This is a genomic window from Poriferisphaera corsica (assembly GCF_007747445.1).
GTDB classification, from domain to species: domain Bacteria; phylum Planctomycetota; class Phycisphaerae; order Phycisphaerales; family Phycisphaeraceae; genus Poriferisphaera; species Poriferisphaera corsica.
In genome coordinates this window covers 4,180,912-4,198,954 of sequence record NZ_CP036425.1, presented here as the reverse complement: position 1 = coordinate 4,198,954, position 18,043 = coordinate 4,180,912, and the positions used below count along the sequence as shown (strand labels likewise).

General features: G+C 47.8%; 13 protein-coding genes. 7 read left to right on the top strand and 6 right to left on the bottom strand.

Annotation, left to right across the window (positions count from 1 at the left end; translation table 11 throughout):
- Positions 1 to 31 precede the first annotated feature (31 nt).
- Positions 32 to 2,710 carry an alpha-amylase family protein gene (locus tag KS4_RS17025; RefSeq protein WP_145081076.1) on the bottom strand — a complete coding sequence of 893 codons (2,679 nt, stop codon included), beginning with the start codon at positions 2,708 to 2,710 and terminating at the stop codon, positions 32 to 34.
- Between the two features lie 474 nt (positions 2,711 to 3,184).
- On the opposite strand from KS4_RS17025, the gene KS4_RS17020 reads away from it, so the two are divergent.
- The 3 genes from KS4_RS17020 (at position 3,185) to KS4_RS17010 (ending at position 5,754) form a co-directional block, all read left to right on the top strand.
- Positions 3,185 to 4,258 (top strand): threonine aldolase family protein, encoded by a 1,074-nt coding sequence (locus KS4_RS17020; RefSeq protein WP_145081073.1) that lies wholly within the window; start codon positions 3,185 to 3,187, stop codon positions 4,256 to 4,258.
- A gap of 551 nt (positions 4,259 to 4,809) precedes the next feature.
- Positions 4,810 to 5,229: a hypothetical protein gene (locus KS4_RS17015; RefSeq protein WP_145081070.1), complete on the top strand. Its 420-nt coding sequence runs from the start codon at positions 4,810 to 4,812 to the stop codon at positions 5,227 to 5,229.
- A 99-nt stretch (positions 5,230 to 5,328) separates the two neighbouring features.
- Positions 5,329 to 5,754, top strand: a complete 426-nt coding sequence (locus tag KS4_RS17010) for a LamG-like jellyroll fold domain-containing protein (RefSeq protein WP_145081067.1) — start codon at positions 5,329 to 5,331, stop codon at positions 5,752 to 5,754.
- Positions 5,755 to 5,840: 86 nt separating this feature from the next.
- Here the strand turns inward: KS4_RS17010 and KS4_RS17005 are convergent, their stop codons facing one another.
- Positions 5,841 to 6,260: a DUF1330 domain-containing protein gene (locus KS4_RS17005; protein WP_145081064.1), complete on the bottom strand. Its 420-nt coding sequence runs from the start codon at positions 6,258 to 6,260 to the stop codon at positions 5,841 to 5,843.
- Between the two features lie 84 nt (positions 6,261 to 6,344).
- Positions 6,345 to 6,767: a MarR family winged helix-turn-helix transcriptional regulator gene (locus KS4_RS17000; RefSeq protein ID WP_200761393.1), complete on the bottom strand. Its 423-nt coding sequence runs from the start codon at positions 6,765 to 6,767 to the stop codon at positions 6,345 to 6,347.
- Between the two features lie 432 nt (positions 6,768 to 7,199).
- On the opposite strand from KS4_RS17000, the gene KS4_RS16995 reads away from it, so the two are divergent.
- Positions 7,200 to 7,739 (top strand): hypothetical protein, encoded by a 540-nt coding sequence (locus tag KS4_RS16995; RefSeq protein ID WP_145081058.1) that lies wholly within the window; start codon positions 7,200 to 7,202, stop codon positions 7,737 to 7,739.
- A gap of 119 nt (positions 7,740 to 7,858) precedes the next feature.
- Here KS4_RS16995 and KS4_RS16990 read toward each other — a convergent pair whose 3' ends face one another.
- Positions 7,859 to 9,742 carry an alkyl/aryl-sulfatase gene (locus KS4_RS16990; protein ID WP_145081055.1) on the bottom strand — a complete coding sequence of 628 codons (1,884 nt, stop codon included), beginning with the start codon at positions 9,740 to 9,742 and terminating at the stop codon, positions 7,859 to 7,861.
- Between the two features lie 1,089 nt (positions 9,743 to 10,831).
- Complete coding sequence (locus tag KS4_RS18075; RefSeq protein WP_145081052.1) at positions 10,832 to 11,893, bottom strand: sensor histidine kinase; 1,062 nt, start codon at positions 11,891 to 11,893, stop codon at positions 10,832 to 10,834.
- A gap of 1,271 nt (positions 11,894 to 13,164) precedes the next feature.
- On the opposite strand from KS4_RS18075, the gene KS4_RS16980 reads away from it, so the two are divergent.
- Positions 13,165 to 14,505, top strand: a complete 1,341-nt coding sequence (locus KS4_RS16980; RefSeq protein ID WP_145081050.1) for a ParB/RepB/Spo0J family partition protein — start codon at positions 13,165 to 13,167, stop codon at positions 14,503 to 14,505.
- A 93-nt stretch (positions 14,506 to 14,598) separates the two neighbouring features.
- Positions 14,599 to 16,599: an ATP-dependent nuclease gene (locus KS4_RS16975; protein WP_145081047.1), complete on the top strand. Its 2,001-nt coding sequence runs from the start codon at positions 14,599 to 14,601 to the stop codon at positions 16,597 to 16,599.
- On the opposite strand, the gene KS4_RS16970 is transcribed toward KS4_RS16975, so the two are convergent.
- Entirely contained in the window at positions 16,596 to 17,468 is an 873-nt protein-coding gene (locus KS4_RS16970; protein WP_145081044.1) for a hypothetical protein, read from the bottom strand. The two genes, KS4_RS16975 and KS4_RS16970, sit on opposite strands and share 4 nt — an antisense overlap.
- 383 nt (positions 17,469 to 17,851) lie before the next feature.
- Between KS4_RS16970 and KS4_RS17790 the strand changes: the two genes are divergently transcribed.
- A complete protein-coding gene (locus tag KS4_RS17790) occupies positions 17,852 to 18,013 on the top strand; it encodes a hypothetical protein (protein WP_200761392.1) in 162 nt (53 codons plus the stop codon).
- The last annotated feature ends 30 nt before the right edge of the window (positions 18,014 to 18,043 follow it).

Below are 18,043 nucleotides of genomic sequence, written 5' to 3'. Positions count from 1 at the left end.
GACGATGAAGCATCACTTTATTTCAAGGCAATCAAGGGTTCAGACTATCAAACAAGCTTTCGTCTGTAGCGTCGATCAAGCCATCGCCGTTCATGTCAGCCGCAGCGTTGAACTGTTTGTTATTCGCAGCCAGCAGAGTATCTAGTAAACTCTCGTCGTCCGTATCAACATCGCCGTCCGCATCAAGATCGCCTAAGCCTGCGCCCATCGAGGTCGAAACCAACAAGCCCGAGAATCGTTGGATATTGTAGTTCCCTGTTATCTCGTACGTCACGACCGTAAACGCATGGTTACCACTAATCACACTATTGATATCCATTTGCCATTGGTCACGATCAACTTTGCTTGCTTGGGTGCTGCCGTTGATCATTGCAAGAATTTCCGCGTCAGTGTAATTCGAGCCAATATCAACGAGCAGATGCATATTGTTCGCAGTCTTGTCATTCGATTTGAGGACCGCTCGGCGATTCTGATTCGCACTTGTTGTGATCGCGTTAAACGAATCAACTGCTGAATCGGGAGGTAGCCGATCAATATAGATAGCCTTTTTGAAATCTTCAAATACTTCCGGTGCGCTAGTATTCGCATTATGACGGTAAGCTCTAATCGTTAGATAGTGTTCACCTTCAGACAAACTTGTAGCGTCAATGGTCTGCATATAGTAACCATTATTATTGGTTGCAGAGTATCCGGGATTGTTTGCGCCTGTGAAGTTTTCAAAGCCATAAGATGTTGTGTTTGGAGCTACGTTATCGACAACACTGTTTCCATTCAGATCAATACCACCATCAATCTTAATGATCGCCTGGTCACCATCAGCATCATGATCATGATAACCGTTGGCAAGGAAAGCCTTTTGTGTTGACAACGAAGCGTCAAACGAGTTGCCTGTGATCACATGCAAGTCTGCCAATCGTTTGGTTGCATTCGCATAACTTGAAGTGTCCGTGTTTCCGCCAGCTAATACCTGCGAAACATTCGTTAATTCAACACCCAGTGATGATCGCGGCTTAGCCAAGCCATAAATTAAGTAGCCTTGATCATTGTTGTTATTGCGTAAAAACTTCACATCTACGTACGAGTTCCCGTCATTGCCTTGGAACACCGACACGACTTCGGATACCGCGCCATCTTTACTGTGATTCCCTGTCAACTCAGTCAGACGTGTATTGGGCGAAAAATCAACACGCAATGTGCGCGAATCATAACCGCCGTCTGTTCGGTTGCTGAGCATAACGATTGCTGATCCGGATCGTTCATAGGCATGCAGTTCTTTAGACATCCATCGTTCACGATAATCACCACGCCCATGCGTGTTGCGAATATTGGTTAAAGTCGTGATCGTACTTCCCCAGACACCGCCTAGCGCATCGCCGCGTCCGTCTTTCGGAAAATCACGATTATCACCAAACTCTTTCGCATTAAAATAGACCGTTGCATTTCCCGGCTGCATCAGCACATAAGCATGAGCAACATTACTCAAATATGCCCCATGCTCATCGTGATTCGTGACAAACTTCACACCCGACGAGCCATTCAATATATTATCATCCTGATAATCCATGCTGGCATACACCATGTTGTACCAGTTGTTTTGATACCCATTACCAGAAAGATTCGTCTTCATCGCATTGAAGCATGCAAAATCCAGCGCATCGCGATTACCCCCCGCTGTGCCCGGATTACTCGGGTTGATGTCTTTACGAACAAAGGTTTGCAGATAGCTCGCATTGGAATCAAACACCTCAACATAACTGAACACGTCTTGCCTCGAGCCATCAAGCAATAATCTTGGGTTCGCGCGATAAACCGAAGCATCGTAGTAATCCAAAACCCAGCCTGGAAAATGCTTCGCCGCATCAATCCTAAATCCATCAGCGCCGATCTCCTCGACCAGCCACCTTGTATTGCGCATTAAGTACCCAAGCGCATTTTCTTGCACCGGATCACCTGCAAGCGTGTTCGCAGTGTTATATCGATGATAGGTAAACGTCTGACCCGTTCTCGGTTCATAGTACGTCATCGATGATAAACTCTGATCCATATAGAATCGGCGATTCGCTTCCGTCGGCACGTTCGCCAGCTTGCCATAAAACGGTGTTGTCCCAGCTGGTACGTTGTTAAAGCCCGAGACAGGATTTCTTACAAACTGATGATTAGTCGTCTGATCAATATCGATCAGGCCTGACAACCGACCATCAAGATCGCCCGTTGCGTATGGGCTATGAAAATCTCCATCATTACTCCCAGATCCCAGCCAGAACCCAGGATACCCACCCGACTCTGGGAACCCACTTGTTCCGCGATCGGAAAAACCATCATGATTCCAGACAAGATCCAGATGTAGATTCGTATTGATCTTGTCCAGCGTGCTTGCCAACGTTTTCAAACCTGTTTCCGTGCCATACAACGTCGAGTTGCCCGCTGACCCCAGATCAAATCGATTATATTGATCGTATCCAACCGACTGGTTCCCCGAATCTGCCCGTCCCGGCGGCGGCACCCATACATTCCCATACCCCGCCATGAAAATATCGCTCGCTCGTGTCTCCATCGAGTGATACGACCCATCGAACCATTGCAATATCGTCGGCGCTGACGCGTCGTCGTACCCCATCGCTGAAGCGCCAAGCCCAAGGATCGCCGAAGCGGTTAAAGCTGTTCCTATGAATTGTCTATGCCTGATACCTGATGTGATGAAAGTGCCCATTGAATCATCTCTCCTTATGTTTGAACAACATATGAGTGAAATAGAATGAATCTGAATGACATCAACTGCGCTAGCTATAATCACGCGAAGATCTGTGATCACAAACCAAATAAGAAATGATACGTGATGCGATCATATACTATTTAACATTTTATTAAACCGTTTAAGCGCTAAAAATAAGTATAAAATTACCCTAATACAGGTTAGCATAAATCAAAAACGGTAAAACGTTACAACATTTCCAGCTTATATAGAAACACCCACATTTTGCCGATCTATCATCTATCATCCAGTCCACATCAACCCAGCTCGCATCCTATTGAACTGCTTGCGTGATTATTCACAGGTCTTGCCTAAGTAAGTAAACCGCAGTATAGCTTACGATGCCTCATTAAATCGTAATCGACCTTCTGGTCAACAAGTGAGTATTGACGCAAAACGCTCTAAAATGATCCGCACCCAGGAGTTCCAGCCATGACCAGTCGCCAGTTTGCTTCCGACAATCACGCGCCCATCCTCCCGGAGGTCATCAGCCATCTCACACAAACCAATACCGCCCATGCCCCCGCTTACGCCGATGACCCGACCACCGAGCTTGCCAAGCAAACCATCCTCAATTTCCTCGGCCGAGCCGCCAACTCCACCGATCAAGTCCATTTCGTCCCCACCGGCACCGCCGCCAATACACTCTGCCTCGCCACACTTTCCGACCCATGGGACGCTGTGATCTGTCACGAATTCTCTCACCTATATACCGACGAGTGCGCCGCCCCAGAGCATCTCGCTCACATCAAACTTCTCCCAACCTCCGGCTCTGATGCCAAAATCAATCTCGAACACGCCCACACCCATCTTCAACGCGCGCATGGCATTCACGCCACACAATCTAAAATCATTTCCATCACACTCCCCACTGAACTTGGCACCCTCTACTCCATCCCCGAGCTCGAAACCATCCGTCAGTTAGCCGACGCGCACAGCTTGCTCGTTCATCTTGATGGTGCTCGTTTTTTCAACGCCATCGCTGCACTCGAAATCGAGCCCCCTGCCCTCATCAAAATTCTTCAACCCGACGCCATCTCCCTAGGCGGAACCAAAGCTGGCGCTCTCGCCACAGAAGCCGCCGTCTTTCTCGACTTTGGACGACATAACTACCTTAACCACAACCCACTAAAACCCGAGTACCTTCGCAAACAAGCCGGTCATCTCATATCCAAATCCCGTTATCTTGCCGCTCAATGGCTCGGCCTGCTCGAAAACAAGGCCGCTCTCCGCGCCGCTCACCACGCCAATCACATGGCCGGCCTCCTCGAATCTCAACTCACCAATCATAACATCACCATCCTTCGGCCCCGGCAAGCCAATGCCGTCTTCATCGAACTTTGGCCCGATGAAGCTCAAGCACTCTTCGATCAAGGTTGGCTTTTCTATGACTTCCTCGAACCCCGCCAATACCGGCTCATGACTAGCTGGGACACCGAACAATCCGATATCGATCGCTTTATCACCGACTTAAAAACCGCAACCAAACATCGCCTCGGCGGCTAACAAAAGATTCAGTCAAACCAAAGATCAGCGTACGCAACCACGCCTCATCACAAGCAGACTTCATTTCCGGAATCCATCCTTTGATGGAAATTTCACGCGCCAATTTATCGCTTTTCTTAAAACATATATATCACATCAAACGAACATCTCATGTGAATAATCCGCTAGTTCCTCGGTGAAGATTAACTTCATGTGTCCCCTCTCCATAGCCATCACTTATAACCTATTCCCGCTCGTAACTGCGCATTACCCTAACGACTTCAAGTCCGTATTGAGTACTTAATAACCCAAGCGTTTTGGTCATAGGTTTTTATGTTCATATCTTAAACCCCACAACCATGGCAGCATGTTTGTAGGGTTATATAAAATAAAACATTTGTATTAAAAGGATTATGACGTGATGCAGGTTCGGTCGCATGTTGTATTATTGACATCATGTCATGTTTTTTGGCCATAGCAATCATTATTTTTCAAGTTACATTTTAGTATCAGCAATTCGACTTTCTGACGAACTCTCGAAACATCAAGATTCACTTATGGAGGTAATGGAAATGATCAAGCGTTCTTTTACAGGTCTCGCCGCAATCGGCGCAACGACACTTTTAACCGGTTCTGCATTTGCTGCGACTGTTGCGCATTGGGATTTCGAAAGCGCAACACTGCTTTCAGACGGTTCTGTCATCGCTCCTACTGATGGTAAAATTCTCGAATCTTCCTCTGCACCAGGACCAGGCGGCACCGAATACATCGCCGACCTCTCTGGCAATAACAACGCCTTATTTCAGTTTGCACAAAACGGCTCATTCTCAAGTGATGTCGGATACAACGTCACCCCGCAAACCGGACAAGCAAACAACTTCTCATGGAACGCCTCCGGCGGCGGCCTCCGCGACCTCTATGAAGTCAATACCGGCAACATCCGCTCAACAATGAACGGCGCATCCAGCTACACCTTTGAAGTCTCTTTCTAACAAACAGAAAACACCGGCTTCCAAGCACTCATCAGCCATGACCGTGATCCCGGCGACAGTGGGGATGGACCACTCGGTACATTCTGGCTCGGCATCGGTATGGATAAGAAAATTCACTTCTATTCATACGATTCCAATAACAATTTTCACATCACCGATCCCAATCAAACCGGCAACACTCACTTCGGTGTTGGCGATGACATCGAACTCGACCAATGGTACAGCCTCGCACTCGTTGGTGATGGCTCAACAAACAAGATTTTCCTCAAATCAGCTGACGATTCCACATACACACTCATCCACACACACGCCGGCGGCGCACTCGCAAACAGCGTCGCAACATGGGTTCTCGGCCGCGGTTTCTTCAACGGTGGAGCCGACGGCTTCAACGGCTATCTCGACGATGTCCGCATCAGTGACGAAGCGCTCGCTACCCAAGATCTCCTCGGCAACGTCGTCCCCGAACCAGCTTCAGCTTCTCTGCTGCTTCTTGGCTTAGGCGCTTTATTGGCTCGGCGTAAATAAACCAAGACGCGTGTATCTCGCACGATATAAATTCAACGTAACCATAGCGCGGCTGCCATCTTCTCGATTGGCAGCCGTGTTTTTTTTTATTTCCGTGGCTCCATCGGCAGCAACCTCGAATCCGCCACCGCCGCAATCCGATGACCCAACACCGTTTGATAAGCTTCATTCGTCGCAAACGACATAAAATCCGTCAGCGACCGTTGCTTAATCAGCATAATCAATTCCCAATGCTCATCTTCCGGCCCAATAAAGAACGAACCGCCCTCACCAATAAACAGAATCTCGCCGCCGCACGCTTCAACCAATGGCCGCGCTTGCTCTATATATAGTTCAAACGCCTCACGCCCCGGAATCTCCTTACCCGGGTCAAGTTTAGGTGTCTGCGAATAATCAGCCACCTCACGAAATCGCAACATATTTAGCATCACCAGCTCACCCTCAATCCCGCGCTTAAATAATGCCGCACCCGAATCCTGTGTCGGCATGGTATAAACCTCAGACATCGCGATCTCCTTTATTCTTTTCTATCTCTACATCCATAATGCTCGACAATACGCTTGACCTACTTCTCGCCCCATTCATTCAATCTACATCATCCGCGACATCAACTCGATTAACCGCATGCGCTGATTTTCACTCAAATGCTTGACCATTTCCTCAGCGATATATTCGAAACTCTTGTGCGCATCTTTAAAGAGCTGCCTTCCTGTTTCCGACAGCCGCACCAGGCTCTGCCGCGCGTCTCGCGGGTTTGCCTCTTTTTCAATGATGTTGTTTCGCTCCATCGGCGCAATCATCCGCGTCACACCTGACGCGCTCATCCCCAAATGCTCCGCCAATTCAATCCGAGGTACCGCGCCATGCGGCGAACCATTCAGATAATGCATCACCAAATAATCCGACACGCTCAAACCATGCACACAAAGATGATTCCCCACCCGCTTCGACATCGCCGAAGCGAGCAGTGCATTCTGAATCACAATCATCGCACTCACAGAATCTTTCGCCATTGTCATATATCCTACATCGTCTATCGTTGAATAATACTTGATTACACAAGTATAAATCAAGCAAAAGAGCCACGCAAGAATTGTAATCTTCCCGCACGCCTCAAACCAAGTCAATCTCGTCCCCCCCCCTGCCCCCCTATTGAAACGTTCAGTCATTTTCAATCATCACACGAACTCGCTTGCTCATGCAGCATGATCACGATCATTTCGAAGTGTCGATAATCAAAGCCATTGCCGCCAGAAAACGATGGTATTACCGCGCCCCCGCCAACTTCGCATCAAGTTTTCAAACCCAAAATCACGATATAGGTGGTATTGGCACTAAGGCTTGTCCTTAGAGTCACGAGGGCTCCAACCACCGCACCACGCCATGTCGGCCTTTCCATGGGCCATTTATTCACATTCATTAATCATTTAATGAAAGGTTATCTCATGGCTAATGTAACCGGTGCAGGACTTGGCTCAGCAGCAGCCAATATTCACACCCATCTCGAGAACAAAACGATCAAGCAGCAGGCTCCCGTTAACGAAAACGGTTCGTCCGCCCAAGCAACCGACGAAAAATCTACCGATAGTCGCTGGAAGGACAATGATCAATACACCCAATCCCAGCAGTCGACCGAATCCGGCCCGTACAACAAGCCAAATGCTCAAGATTCTGCGAAAGAAACCACTTCAAAAAGCGAAACTAAGTCTGCTTCAAAAGCTGAAAAAGCCGGCAATCGCATCTCTGTCGAGATTCCTTCCAAAAGCAATAATTTAACTGAAGCTCAGAAGAAAAAGAACAAGAAGAAAAATCCTGCCGACAAAAACGGCGATGGCAAGGTCACCATCAATGAGCAACTCGAATACAATATGAAAAAACTCAAAGGCAAGTCGCTCAAGCAGGCCACATCAACGGATAAAACATCAGCCTCAAAAACATCAACCTCCGCAAGCACACCAACCACATCCACCATACCAACGAAATAATCACCAATTTCACTCGTATGTTAGGCTCACCTATTTCATACGCTAATCCTTGCCTCCACAATCTCCAACTTCCCGCTCACTCACGCTTTACAATATTCATCATCAATCGCGATATAAAATCATCTGACAACAATATTGATGTTGTCGGTCGATGGCGGTTCAAAATAACTGAAAAATTCCTCCATCAGCTCCCTTGAACCCTCCACTTTGATCTTATGCTCATCAATCGCGTCCTTCATCGTCATCTGCTTCAGCACAATGCTATCCAGAACATCCTTTGTCGACACTAATTTCACATCAACCTCACTTGGCATGTCCGGGTGGAACACCGCCACACCGCGGCGTATCTGCAGACCGCACTGCTCGCCGGTATCTGTGAAATCAAAACCCATCGTGATATCTTTGTTTTGCGTTTTCTCAGCCATCAACCGCACGCGCAGCGTGTTGATCGTCGAAGACGCAGGCAGCACCTTGATAATGTCCGGCGAAGCAAACTGCCAAAACTGCTTCGTATCCATCTTCCCCTCCAATTCCATCGCACCAGACAAAGCATGCGTTCGCCAATTCGTATTTTCCTGCTCATACGCCCATTGACGCATCGCCTCCGCCTTCAGCTTCCGCGCGTCCATATCACCATGATCAATACGGATCGGATACGTCAGAATTTCCATCGCCCAGCCATATTGCTTGTCCGCGATCGCCTTTTTCGCATCAGCCAAAATCTTCGCTCGGCCGCCCATCGCATCTACATATAACTCCGCCAACGCAACAAAACCCGGGCTCGCAAACACCTTCGGATCACCTTCAAAAAATCCTAAATACCCGTTGTAAATATTCCGGGCTGAATGATTCACCGTGCCATAAAACTCCGCGAGCCACGGATCATTCGCAAGATGATCGGGCAGCTTCACCACCTCCACAATCTCATCCGGAATATAGCCCTTGTTCATATAACGAACAGTCTGATCATGCACATACTGAATCGCATCGTGATAATTCGTCAAACGCTCAACAATGTACGCATTCCCAATCCAAGGCCGCATATGCGATGCCGTGTAATACTCCGCCTCGGGCGCATACTTCAACAGCTTCTTAATCCCGTTATACCACTTCACCGGATCACGATACTTCGTCCCGCGTATCGAATAAATATTGGGAAACGTTGTCCCCTGGATCGTTTCCGCCCCATGTAGCAATTTCATCGATGGGAACCACATCGCCAATTCATCTTCCGCATCACCATACGCATGCATAAAATGAATCGGCACGCCATCAATCGTGATATCCTCCTCCTCATCAACCAGCACGTTCGGCTCAATCAGCGATAAATGTCCCGCCAAAAATGTGGGCCCTAACCCAGACCCAATCATCCCCGTTGCATCCTTAGGCAGCGCATTACCACCTGAATATCCCGTCCGTACCGTCAATATCGCCCCGACCACCGAAGCATCGTTGATCAGGTTCGGTATGAAATCCTTTTGCGCAACAATCTTCACTTTCCCCGATTTCACATCCTCATCCGTCACACCTAATCCTTTAACCCCAAACGGATGATCCGGATGGCGATGCGTATACACAACTGCACTGATCGGCTTCTCCGAGATCTTGCGAAACGCCTTCAACGTTGCCTCAGCCTGCTCATTATTCTCACCCGGATCAATGATGATCAAACCACGATCACCAATAATCATAGTCGTCGAACATAAACCATACCCCACCGCTGTATAAGCCTTCCCTTTTACTACCTCATAAACCGCTTGATCCATTTTCCGCAAATGTTTCGTTAGCGGCTTAGGTATCAATGGCGAAGACTTCGTATACGCATAATTAAAATCCTCATCAACCACAATCGGTGGCAACTCGCCTTTGACCTCAACAGTTGTGATTGATCCATCACGCACCATGTCGCCGCCCGCCTTCTCGCTGACCGCATCGATCGTGATCACAAGCAGCGAAACGACTAAAAACGATAACACCACAATAACGCTGGATTGATTAGTCATGGGATAAACAGCCTTATCTGCTTTCAGCCGCGAAAACAGTATTAATCATGATCGACCCGATCAATGACCCCATAGATACGTATTGCACTGACTTTCGAATCGGGATAACGGTGTGTTACACAGAACCAAGCGATTTGTCGGCGCCAAACCGTAGCAGGGGAGGGCATTAATCTCCCCCCCTTATTCCCCCCCCCTCTCTATTCTCTCTCTCCTTCTCCCTCTGAATTCCAATACCTTTCCTCTGCTCCTTCAGCTTTCCCATCTGCACTAACCGTGATCGCGCACACTTTCGCAGTAAGTTCGACATATCAGCATTTGCGTTCTCATAGCTGCGATCTCATTCGCCGCCTCTGTCTAACTCTCAATTTGCCTCGCATACGCGTTTCGGTTTCACCCACATTCTCATTTCACAACACACTCATGTTCTGTTTGTGTTCTAACCCACGTTCCCATTTCACAGCACATTGACGTTTTCACTTTTGCTCAAAATTGCGTCTCACATGACTTCACTCGCATGTTCTTATGCTTGCTCCCATTTCTATTTCCGTGCTCACTCTCACTTTCCTTGAGCGGTTTGCATAAATACCCATAAGTCTTGCCTGGGAACAGCAGCAGTCAAGAATCAGTGAAGTACCTTTGTCTTACGCAATCGACTTGCTGCTCAACACATGAATAACCATGCAAGGTGGGCTATATGTTCTGTATGAGGATCACGCATGTCTACCAAATATGAACGTAGTTATTACCAGCTGTCTAATCGATGATTAGAATAGCGCGCACAAAATTTTCATAACCTGAAAAGTGGCCCAGTTTTTTGAGATTTCTCTCACAAAACAGATCAAACTTTTTGATTTATTCGTTTTCTTTGATGATTTCAGGCTCTTTTCGTTGTTCAGGTTTTTAATAGCGTAACTGACGTATTGGCAAGAACATAAAACATAAAAACCCGCCATAAGCAGGCATTTTGATGCGCGTTTCGTGAAATGATTGTGCGCAAAAACGCGATGCGCACACAGGCACATTTCAGTCTATACGCATCAATAAGTTAAAAACCATTAAGAAAAGAAAGGTGTTGCGATCAGCAATCTCTTAGATCAAGTCAATCGCTTGAGGGAGTCGAATCGTGAATGTCGCGCCATGTCCCGGCTCAGAAGTCACCGCAATTTTCCCACCAGCCTGCTCGATCAACTGCTTGCAAATATATAAACCTAACCCCGTTCCTCGCTGATGCTTCGCGCAATCTTTTCCAACCTCACCCCCCTGCCCTTCATCATGCTGTGCGCCCGTTTTTTGTCCTGATTCAACAGGCCCATATCGCTTTAACTCATCCGCGCTCTCAAGCTTAGCACTCTCACGCGCACACGATCCGACATCACAGCTATCTGATTCAACCCCTGAGGTTTCACATGAATCGCTCTGCTCAGTTGAAGTTGATCGTGTCACAAATGGATCAAACAACGACCCCATAATCTCTTCCGGAATCCCCGGCCCCGTATCCGCAATCTCAATAATCACATCCGACCCAATCACCTGCGTATTCACCTGAATCATCCCGCCAGTCGCCAGTAAAACCTTGCGAGCATTGAGGATAAGGTTCATCAAAACCTGATGCAGATGTGTCGGATTGATCAAAATCTGCACATCACGATCCGCCTTTGGCCGCTTGAACTGGATATTATCCTTCTCGGGCTGCCTGGCTAAACATGCTAGCGTCTCATCTAACACACTGTTAAAACAGGAGATATGATTTGCACTGTCTTCCTGTCTCGCGAAATTCAGCATCGATCGCACGATATGTGCTGCCCGCGATGCTGCCTCGTACGATTTCACATTCGCCTTCTGCGATAGCGTTAAATCCTCAGGATTCTTTATCGCCAGCTGAGAGTATGACATGATCGGCGTCAGCAGATTATTAAATTCATGAGCAATAATCGACGTGATTGTGCCAAGCGTTGTGAGTCGGTGTGAATGCGATAACCCTTGCTGCAACTCAGAGATACGCGATTCCATGTCCTGTAAATGGTTTAGGAGTTCTTCGATCTGATCTGGCTGCGGGACAGGTGGTTGTGGCTGTTGTGAAATGGCTTGGCCACGAGCTGACTTCGTGTCACGTTCTGAATGGTTGGGATTGGATTGCTTTGGCTTTGCCATGGCTACATACGTCGTATGGGCGAAGATATTTGGTTTGACCACCAGAATCGTCGTGATGGTTGGCCATCACTGGGTGGGGTACAAATATGACGGATCTAACGCTTGTATCGGCAAGGAATAGGGAGATCCTGAATGTATTTGGATGTAATCTCGGGTTTTTCAATAGGCTCGTGGTGCTCAATTAAGGCTGTGTTTATCGGGGTTTCTGTGAAGTTAGCCAATCAATACTGGTAACAAGAGGATTATCGGGCGATATGGCCAAAGGCAGTATGAAAGCGTATAGGCATATGCAGTGTGCGATTGAATCATGCGGTTGATTGGCTAAGCGATCTGGTTGGGTGGTATTCGATTGAGTGGTAGGGGGGGGAGATCGCGCTTCACGTGGAGCGCGAGGGCGATACTCAATGTAAATGTTTGGGAGGATGATTTATTTTTATCTCACGGCTGCGTGCTTCCAGATACGGAGATATTGTGTGGTTGAGCGATGAAATTTTCGAAATGCAATGAGTGCCCTGCCCTCTGGCGGTATTGGGATTAGTGAGTGATAGCGTGATGAATCGGATGAGAAGGAGTCGGTGGGGTATTGTGAGAAGAGGGAAATAGCCAAAAAAAGCTGATCGTAGCGAGAAGGTCAGAAAGATTAAAGTATTGGCGTGTCAAAAAAGCGGCGTGATTAAGGCGCAATTGAGACGAAGTGGATGTAAGAAAGATGTTTCACGTGGAACAGGTTGAGTTATCAAATAGTATTTTGCGCATGAAGAGGTTGAGGAATCGGTAAGAATTGAGGGTATACGGGATGAGGAAATAGGTAAGGTTGGCATGGGTGAGCGCAGGTCAAGGGTGCGCGATCGCGGGTCAGTGGCGAGTGAATGATGTTTATCGGGCCCTGGGTGGATTTTCAAGAGCATTGTTGTGATGCGCTCCACGTGAAACATCCTCATTGGCGGTTAAGGTTATGGATGTAAAATGGGTTGTTATTGTTTTCAGATAGCAATTTGAATGTGCTAAATGAGAGCAAAATGGGGTATCGACAAGGTGACTTACGTGATTTGTGTGGATAATGAGGTGGTCAAGAGATTTACTTGTTGAGGTGGATGGGTGCTCGGTACACTATTGAGGTTGTATTTTTGGGGAGGATTAAGGGGCGAATTTAGCTTAAATCGAATTTAGATAGAGGCTGATTTGAGAAAAAACTGGGGATAGCTAGCGGGGAATGGGAAATAATTCAAAGAACAAAAGCAGCTTCGGCTGCGGAATTGGAGTATCAGAATATGGCGGCTAAGAAGCGAGCATCACGTTTAGGGCGGGGTTTGAGTAGTTTGATGGCAAAGCCAGTGGATGTGAAGCCGCCGGTTGATCCTACAGAAGAAAAGACATCCGAGATACAGAACGATGATGTGGCTTTGGCTGTTGAAGTAAAGCAGGGGGGCGTGGAGGAAGATGGGGGAGAGAAAGTTTCACGTGGAGCGCAAGAGTTGCCAACGCAAGAGGTGAAGAGTGTTGCGGCCAAAGAAGAGAAAACGAAGCAGGGGGGTGATGTTGCGGAGAAGGTTGCGGAGAGTGCGCCAGTGGTTGAGGTTGGGGTAGTGAAGATGGTGAGTGCGAATGAAATTATTGAGGCGGAGGGTGCGGCCGAGAATATCGCGGCTGGTAAGGGCGAGAAGGTGGTTGAGGCGGTTAAAGAAGAGGTTGTGAGGAAATTGGTTGAAGTGGCGTCAGACGATGAAGAGCCGGTTGGGCCTCAGCAAAATGTTGGTGAAAAAGGGGGGGATATGGGGTTGCGGTATTTGGCTGTGAGTGAGATTGTGCCGAACCGATACCAGCCGCGACAGGAATTTGATGAGCGTGCGCTTGGTGCGTTATCGGAATCAATTAAGAAGGACGGATTGATGCAGCCAATCATCGTGCGGGCGATGGAAGAGGCTGATGAAGAAGGGCATCGATTTGAACTGGTGGCGGGTGAGCGTCGTTGGCGTGCGGCCCAGTTGGCGGGTCTGGATGTGATGCCGGGCTTTGTGCGGGAGCTGGATGATGAGCAGTTGGCGGAGTGGGCGCTGGTTGAGAATCTGCAACGTGAGGATTTAAACCCGATCGAGCGGGCGGAGGCTTTTAAACGGCTGGCTGAGGTGTTTAGTTTGAGCCATTCTGATGTGGCGGAACGCGTGGGTGTGGAACGGGCAACAGTTACTAACCATTTGCGGTTACTGAAGTTATGTGATGATGTGCGAGCGATGTTGCGTCGAGGCGATTTGTCGATGGGGCAGGCGCGGGCGCTGGCGGGGATTGAGGATGAGGGGATTCAGTTGGCGATGGCGAAGAAGGCTGTGGCGGAAGCGTGGTCGGTACGGCGGATGGAGATGGAGGTTCGCAAGTTGGCGCGAGGGCAGGGCGGTGATGGGGATGCGAAGGAAAAAGAGGCTGGGGATGATGAGGCAAAGGTGCGGAAGGCGGCGCAGATGGCGGATCTCGAGAAGCATCTGGCGGAGCAATTATCGACGAAGATTAAGATTCGGCCTGGCCGCAAGAAGGGAAGCGGTACGCTGAGTATTGAGTTCTATTCGCTGGATCAGTTTGATGATCTGATTGGACGGATGGGCGTGAAGTTTGAGTGAGGAAATTACAACACAACTCTAACTATCAGTTAGATATACGGTTGGAGTCTAAAAAATCATTGACTTTGCGCTATATCACAAGACGATATAGCTATGAAAAATACTGGTAATTCAATTGCAAAAATATGCCACTTGTATGAAGTGATTAAGGTACCGTCTACTTTAAATAACTATTATGGGGCAAGTACGGGACAAATTGCGGATGATTTACAAAATTTATCCTTGATAAATGTTTTGATTGGCCCCAACAATTGTGGCAAAAGCCGCCTCTTGAGAGCATTATTTAATTCAAGCAGTTTAACCTATGAAAACTCTATCTTTACAGTAATATTTCAGCAAAATTTGAACATTGTTAAGGAAGCAATCAAATCAAGATTAGAAGATAAGGGTAAGCACAGTGATGTTCACAAATTAGTATCTATTTGTGACACTGGATTAAAAAAATCAGGAATGCATGGGTCAATGAGTGCTCTGAATGCCTATATAGATAAGTATTTTTCGAAACATTCAGATAGGAATGGGTTAAATAAAGAATATAGTGAAATCACCCGTAAGCTAGAAAACTTATACCCTGTTTATATTCCAACTCTCAGAGGTTTTCGTGGGAGTGGATACACTAGTACCACTGTTGATGATTATTTTAAAAATCAGGGGCGTTTACAGAATCGATCTAGTGTAGGCAATGCAGATTCAAATCGCGCAGAAAATAATGAGATATTCAGTGGGTTGAATGTGAATGAGACAATTTTTCAGTATCAACATAGTTCTTTGAAAGAAAGAAACGCTGTAAGAGATTTCCAACAATATTTGTCAAAGCAGTTTTTTAATTCTGAACCTGTGGAATTGATAACAAGAAGGCCCGCAGGCATAAGTAGATTTTCAGGCGTTAGTGATAAAAAAAGTGGCTTGTATATAAAAATTGGGGATGAACAAGAATACCCAATTCATCAGCTTGGAGATGGAATACAGCACATCATTATTATGACCTTGCCGATGTTTTTACATCGTGATCGTGATCTTTTGTTGTTTATTGAAGAGCCGGAGCTTTATATGCATCCGGGGATGCTAAGGCAGTTTATTGATTCGATTAGTACGATTCCATGCAATGGTACGCGGCAAGTTTTTGTGACGACGCATTCGCATCATTTTCTGGATATGACTTTGGATCATGATCGGATTTCGGTTTACAAATTGCGTAAGGTGCTGAATGAAAACGAAGTAGGTGATGAGAAGGAAGCGAAGTTTGAGATTCGGAATGTCAGTAATGAAGATTTTTCGTTACTGAATGAGCTTGGGGTGCGCAATTCATCGGTGTTTCTATCGAATTGCACGATTTGGGTGGAGGGAATTACGGATCGACTTTATATCGGAAAGTATCTGGCGTGCTTGCAGGGGAAGTTGTTGGATGAGGGATTGATTAAGCAGAAGTTTGTGCAGGATATTCATTATGCGTTTGTAGAGTATGGTGGCGGGAACATAACGCACTTTTTTGATTGTTCGGATCGTGAAGATGAGTGTATGCAGCCAAAAAATTTGTGCGGTGAGTTGATGTTGGTGTCGGATAGTGATTATGGGAAGGATGAGCGGCATGAAAAGTTGAAAGCATCGTTGGGGGATCGTTATTACAAAATTGAATCACGCGAGATGGAGTGTTTGCTATCGGCGAGTGTTATCAAGGGTGTGCTGGATGAGTATTCGGGATTGGAAGATGGGATTGCGACTGCTGAGATCAATGAGGTTGAATATCAAGGTATGCCGGGGGATAAGGATGCGAAGAAATTTGGGGCGTATTTAGAGAGTTTGTTTGAGGATGTGACGAAGGCGAAGCCGAGCGGGATTGCGAATCCGTATCAGGCGAGTTCGGGGACAGTGAAGGATAAGGTGAAATTTTGCAAGAAGGCAGTGCGGTTGACGGGGAGTTGGGATGATATGTCAGATCAGGCGAAGTTGTTGGCGAAAGCGGTGTTTGATTTTGTGCTGAGTAAGAATGAGGGGCTAGATATATGTGAGGCAGGATATGAGAAGGGTGTACAGTTGCTAATGAAAGGGATTGGTAAAACGAAGACGGTGGCTGTAGATGTTGATGATCGCTAAGTGTTGGAGAGGAGTTGGCGGGTTAGGATGGTGGATTGGGTGAGGGTTTCGATGAGGGTGGGGATGCGATGTTCGTGGGGGATGGCGAGGATTTCGGTTGCGGGGATGGTGAGGCCGAGGAAAGTGGAGGCCCATGCGGTGTGGTGGGGCGGGGTGGGTAGTGTATTGGGATTAATGTTGTTGGTGGGGTAAGGCGTGATGTAGAGGTAAGGAGCGGGGATATGTTTGTCGCCGGGGGAGAGGCCGAGGCCGATGGTTCTAGATTTTTGCGGGGGCATGTCGGGGTCGAGGTAGATGAGCGTGGCGATGTCGAAGTGGTGTGGCCAAACGTGAATGGGTGAGGTGTTGGGGAGGTTGCGAGTGAAGAGATCGAGTAGGCGGTGAGCGAAGGAGAAGTAGCGGGCGACTTCATCGAAGTGATGTGGGTACTTGAGGCGAAAGGGTTCGTCTTCGAGGACATGATGGAAGGGGAGTTCGTAGTTGCGGAGGCGTAGTTGGATATCGGGTGGGGTGGGATGTGAAGGGAGGAAGTGTTCGAGTTGCCGAGCTGTCCAGTCGAGGGCGTCGGCGATGGTGAGTCCGAGAAGTGGGGTTTCGGTGATGATGTTTTGTGATGCATCGGTGAGCATGAGTAGTGGGGTGGGAAGGATGAGGCTGAGGGTGTAATCATTGGGGAGGGGTTGGGTAGAGAGGGCGGCGGAGTCGGCATGGAAGTTGAGGGCTGCGTGAGAGTCATCGGGTTGGTTGGTGAGGAGTGCGTCGGCTGCGGCTTGGAGGATTTGTGCGGCGTGGTGAAGTTGGAGACGGGCATCGATGAGGGATAAGGGGGGGCGTGAGCCGAGCTTTGCGATGTCGGGTGTTGTGTGCATAGGCGAGACTCGCTGAGGATAGGGGAAGTGGGCGTTGAGAGGGGCGCGTTAATGAGATTGGATTGTATAGATGTCGGCTATGTGGGGTGTGGTGTGTTATTGTTCTGGATGGTGTGGTAGAAAACCTTAGTCGTGTGATGGACAATTGGGTGGGATTTGGTGTGCGACAATGGTGACAAGGTTGGATGTGAGGGAGGGTGTGGTAGAATGCGCGGCATGAGATTGAGGATAGAGCGTTTCGTAAATACTTTCCGTGTTGGCCAGTGGGTCGATTACAAAGTAATGCAGGTATTTAGTGAGTTGGCTGCTTCGGACTTCAACTCAAGCTCTCTAAATAATCACGCAAATTGCTCTAGGTGTTGGGTTATAGGAATGAAAGGTTCATGATGCGAACGTTAGTGATTTTAATGTTGGTGATGGGCGGGATGATGTTGGGTGGTTGTTATCGTGTAGAGAAGCGGCGTCTGATTTATGGTGATGATGTTGGTAGCCGGCAGAATTATGATGTGAGTACGCCGGATTATTCGGTGGATTATTTGGAGTAGAGGTCTGAATAACGGATTAAGAAGTCATTG

Coding starts and splice junctions, on each gene's coding strand:
- KS4_RS17025 (WP_145081076.1), bottom strand. CDS start 2,710: ATGGGCACTTTCATCACATCAGGTATCAGGCATAGACAATTCATAGGA.
- KS4_RS17020 (WP_145081073.1), top strand. CDS start 3,185: ATGACCAGTCGCCAGTTTGCTTCCGACAATCACGCGCCCATCCTCCCG.
- KS4_RS17015 (WP_145081070.1), top strand. CDS start 4,810: ATGATCAAGCGTTCTTTTACAGGTCTCGCCGCAATCGGCGCAACGACA.
- KS4_RS17010 (WP_145081067.1), top strand. CDS start 5,329: ATGGATAAGAAAATTCACTTCTATTCATACGATTCCAATAACAATTTT.
- KS4_RS17005 (WP_145081064.1), bottom strand. CDS start 6,260: ATGTCTGAGGTTTATACCATGCCGACACAGGATTCGGGTGCGGCATTA.
- KS4_RS17000 (WP_200761393.1), bottom strand. CDS start 6,767: ATGGCGAAAGATTCTGTGAGTGCGATGATTGTGATTCAGAATGCACTG.
- KS4_RS16995 (WP_145081058.1), top strand. CDS start 7,200: ATGGCTAATGTAACCGGTGCAGGACTTGGCTCAGCAGCAGCCAATATT.
- KS4_RS16990 (WP_145081055.1), bottom strand. CDS start 9,742: ATGACTAATCAATCCAGCGTTATTGTGGTGTTATCGTTTTTAGTCGTT.
- KS4_RS18075 (WP_145081052.1), bottom strand. CDS start 11,893: ATGGCAAAGCCAAAGCAATCCAATCCCAACCATTCAGAACGTGACACG.
- KS4_RS16980 (WP_145081050.1), top strand. CDS start 13,165: ATGGCGGCTAAGAAGCGAGCATCACGTTTAGGGCGGGGTTTGAGTAGT.
- KS4_RS16975 (WP_145081047.1), top strand. CDS start 14,599: ATGAAAAATACTGGTAATTCAATTGCAAAAATATGCCACTTGTATGAA.
- KS4_RS16970 (WP_145081044.1), bottom strand. CDS start 17,468: ATGCACACAACACCCGACATCGCAAAGCTCGGCTCACGCCCCCCCTTA.
- KS4_RS17790 (WP_200761392.1), top strand. CDS start 17,852: ATGATGCGAACGTTAGTGATTTTAATGTTGGTGATGGGCGGGATGATG.